Source organism: Candidatus Thiosymbion oneisti (assembly GCF_900092655.1).
GTDB lineage: Bacteria > Pseudomonadota > Gammaproteobacteria > Chromatiales > Chromatiaceae > Thiosymbion > Thiosymbion oneisti.
This window is the reverse complement of sequence record NZ_FLUY01000903.1, coordinates 1-3336: the sequence shown is the minus strand read 5'-3', so window position 1 is coordinate 3336 and position 3336 is coordinate 1. Positions and strand designations below refer to the sequence as shown.

At 61.0% G+C, this 3336-nt stretch carries 3 protein-coding genes; all 3 read right to left on the bottom strand.

The window, feature by feature from the left end; all coding sequences use genetic code 11:
• Positions 1–305 precede the first annotated feature (305 nt).
• Positions 306–2429, bottom strand: a complete 2124-nt coding sequence (gene pnp / locus BQ17_RS09410; protein ID WP_089726453.1) for a polyribonucleotide nucleotidyltransferase — start codon at positions 2427–2429, stop codon at positions 306–308.
• A 214-nt stretch (positions 2430–2643) separates the two neighbouring features.
• On the bottom strand, positions 2644–2913 hold the full coding sequence (rpsO, locus tag BQ17_RS09405) for a 30S ribosomal protein S15 (protein WP_089726452.1): 270 nt from the start codon (positions 2911–2913) through the stop codon (positions 2644–2646).
• A 208-nt stretch (positions 2914–3121) separates the two neighbouring features.
• Positions 3122–3336, bottom strand: a 215-nt coding sequence (locus tag BQ17_RS22555; protein WP_218068200.1) for a hypothetical protein, incomplete at its 5' end; no start/stop codon positions are given.

The window sequence follows — 3336 nt, the reverse complement described above, 5'->3', positions numbered from 1 at the left end:
CCATTTCTTGCATTAGAACCACGGATGGACACAGATAAACACGGATTGTGATCTGTGTTTATCCGTGTTTATCCGTGGTTTTTCGGTGCGGTTCGTTCTGGTACAAGTCCAATTAACAAATGGCATTAGGATTTCTACTACGCTGCACTAGTACCTTGTTTCACCTCATTTTCCTGTAGGGAACGGCCTCCGTGCCGTTCCGCAGCCGTTCGGAACGCCACAGAGGGCGTTCCCTACGAACATGCAGAATATTTGAAATGATGGGCTGGCGCAGACACCAGGTATGATGCTCACAACACCTCGGATCAGTCCCGATCCACCGCCTTCATGCTCAAGCGTACCCGGCCCTGTTTGTCCACTTCCAGGACCTTGACGCGGACCAGGTCACCCTCTGCCAGCTTATCGCTGACCCTTTCCACCCGCTCCTCGCTGATCTGAGAGATGTGCACCAGGCCGTCGCGTCCAGGCAGGATGGTGACGAAGGCGCCGAAGTCCATGAGGCGGGCGACCTTGCCTTCGTAGACCCGGCCTACCTCCACATCGGCCGTAATCAGCTCGATGCGCTTCTTGGCCTCCTCCCCGGCACCCCTGTCTACGGAGAAGATCTTGACCAGGCCGTCGTCGGAGATATCGATGGTGGCCCCGGTCTCTTCGGTGATGGAACGAATGGTGGTACCGCCCTTGCCGATGACGTCGCGTATCTTCTCCGGGTGGATCTTGAAGTCGATGATGCGCGGGGCGTGCTCGGACATTTCGGCGCGGTGCACATCGATGACCTTGTTCATTTCCCCCAGGATATGGATCCGCGCCTCTTCGGCTTGCGCCAGGGCGGTCTCCATGATCTCTCTGGTGATGCCCTCGATCTTGATATCCATCTGCAGGGCGTTGATCCCCTCGGCGGTACCCGCAACCTTGAAATCCATGTCACCGAGGTGATCCTCGTCGCCCATGATATCGGTGAGCACGGCGAAATCGCCGCCTTCCTTGATGAGTCCCATAGCCACGCCGGCCACTGCGCCCTTGATGGGCACCCCCGCGTCCATCAGGGACAGGCTGGTCCCGCAGACGCTCGCCATGGAGCTGGAGCCGTTGGACTCGGTGATCTCGGAGACCACGCGTACCGAGTAGGGGAAGGTCTCCGGACTCGGTATGACTGCCAGCACCCCGCGCTTGGCTAGGCGACCATGACCGATCTCGCGCCGCTTGGGGCTGCCGACCCGGCCGGTCTCGCCGACGCAGAAGGGGGGAAAGTTGTAGTGGAGCATAAAGGGCTCGCGCCGCTCGCCCTCCAGAGCATCGATGATCTGTGAATCGCGCTCGGTCCCTAAGGTGGTGACCACCAGGGCCTGGGTCTCGCCGCGGGTAAACAGGGCCGAGCCATGGGTGCGTGGCAACAGGCCGGTACGGATGGCGATCGGGCGCACAGTGCGGTTATCGCGACCATCGATACGCGGCTCTCCGGCGAGAATGCGACCCCGGACGACCTTTTTCTCCAGCCTCTCGATGGCCTCCCTCACCGCTTGCTCCGACCACTTAGGTTCCTCGCTGGCGGCGAGCGCCTCCACCGCCGCGCCGCGGACCTGGTCCAAGGCGCCATAGCGCTCTAGCTTGTCCGCGATGCGGTAGGCATCGCCCAGACCGGCACCACAGCTGGACTCCACCTTTGCTGTGAGCTCGGTGTCTTCCGGCACCGGCGCCCAGGGCAGCGGGGCCTTGCCGACCTCGGCCGCCAGCTCCCTGATGGCAGCGATCGCCACCTGCATCCGATCGTGACCATAGAGCACCGCCCCCAGCATGACCGCTTCGGAGAGTCCCCTGGCCTCGGACTCGACCATCAGGACGGCCTGCTCGGTGCCGGCCACCACCAGGTCCAAGTCGGTGTCCGGTCCGAGACCGGTAACGGGCGGATTGAGCAAATAGGCGCCGTCCTTGTAGCCGACGCGGGCGGCCCCGATGGGACCCTTGAAAGGTGCGCCGGATATGGCCAAGGCCGCCGAGGCACCGAGCATGGCCGGGATCTCCGGACTGGCTGCGGGGTTGAGGGACTTGACGGTGGCGATGATCTGGACCTCCTGGTTATACCCCTTTGGAAAGAGCGGCCGGAGCGGGCGGTCCATGAGCCGTGCGGTGAGAATCTCGGTCTCGCTCGGCCGCCCCTCACGGCGGAAGAAGCCGCCCGGGATGCGGCCGGCGGCGTAGGTTTTTTCCTGATAGTCCACGGTCATGGGAAAAAAGTCACGCTCGGCACCAGGGCGTTTGTCCACCACGACGGTAACGAGGACCACCGTGTCGTCCATAGTGACGAGTACGGCGCCATCGGCTTGGCGGGCGATCTCACCGGTCTGGAGGGTTACCCTTTGGTCGCCGAATTGAAAGGTCTTTTGTATAGGTGTCACTGGTTGTTCCTGCTGGTTGTTCCTACTGGTCATTCATCAGGGCATTGGTAGTCCGCCGGCAAGCTTGGTTGCGCTCGGCAGTCTCAAGGCCCGATGTGGCGTAATTATCGCGGTGTTTTCAGCGCTCAGCCGTCAGCGATAGCGGGTCCGGGGGTCTGCGGATCCGATCCCTTTCGCAATTCAAGTCACGTGGCAACGGGCCCGCAACCGGAGCTTAAGAACGCCGAATGTCGACAGCCCCCAGTCCTCAGCGGCGCAGGCCGAGACGGGAGATCAGGGTGCGGTAGCGGTCCTGGTCCTTGCCCTTGAGGTAATCGAGCAGCTTGCGACGGGCGTTAACCATACGCACCAGGCCCCGGCGGGAGTGATGGTCGTGCTTGTGCTCGGAAAAATGCCCGGTGAGCTGTTTTATGCGGGTGGTCAACAAGGCGACCTGCACCTCGGGAGAGCCGGTATCGCTCTCTCCGCGCCGGTATTCGGCGATGACCTGTTGTTTCTCTGCTGCGCTCATTGGCATGGAATCGTCTCCCGTGTGGAAAGCCCGGCGGCGATCTGGGTCAACCGCCTCCAACCGCATCTGCGATAGCGACCACCCCGACAATGAGCTCAGGGGATCGGGCCAGTAAATAAGTCGAAAATTCTAGCCGGTTACGGCTACCGATGCCATTCACCCCAAAGGGTGTCCAACAAACGACATCTTTTATCCACAGATTGCGCAGATTACTTCATTCTTTATCTGTGAAAATCTGTGTAATCTGCGGACTAAAAATTAGTTTCTCTCGTTCCTGTGCCGGAGTATGGAGACCGACAGCGTACCCTGATCGATGCGGTTCGCTGCGCTCACCACATCCTACCCTTTGCATCCTTTGCGCCTTTGCGCCTTTGCGCCTTTGCGCCTTTGCGCCTTTGCGCCTTTGCGCCTTTGCGCCTTTGCGCCTTT

Excerpts from the sequence above, each read along its gene's own strand:
- pnp (WP_089726453.1), bottom strand. The coding sequence starts at position 2,429 with ATGACCAGTAGGAACAACCAGCAGGAACAACCAGTGACACCTATACAA.
- rpsO (WP_089726452.1), bottom strand. The coding sequence starts at position 2,913 with ATGCCAATGAGCGCAGCAGAGAAACAACAGGTCATCGCCGAATACCGG.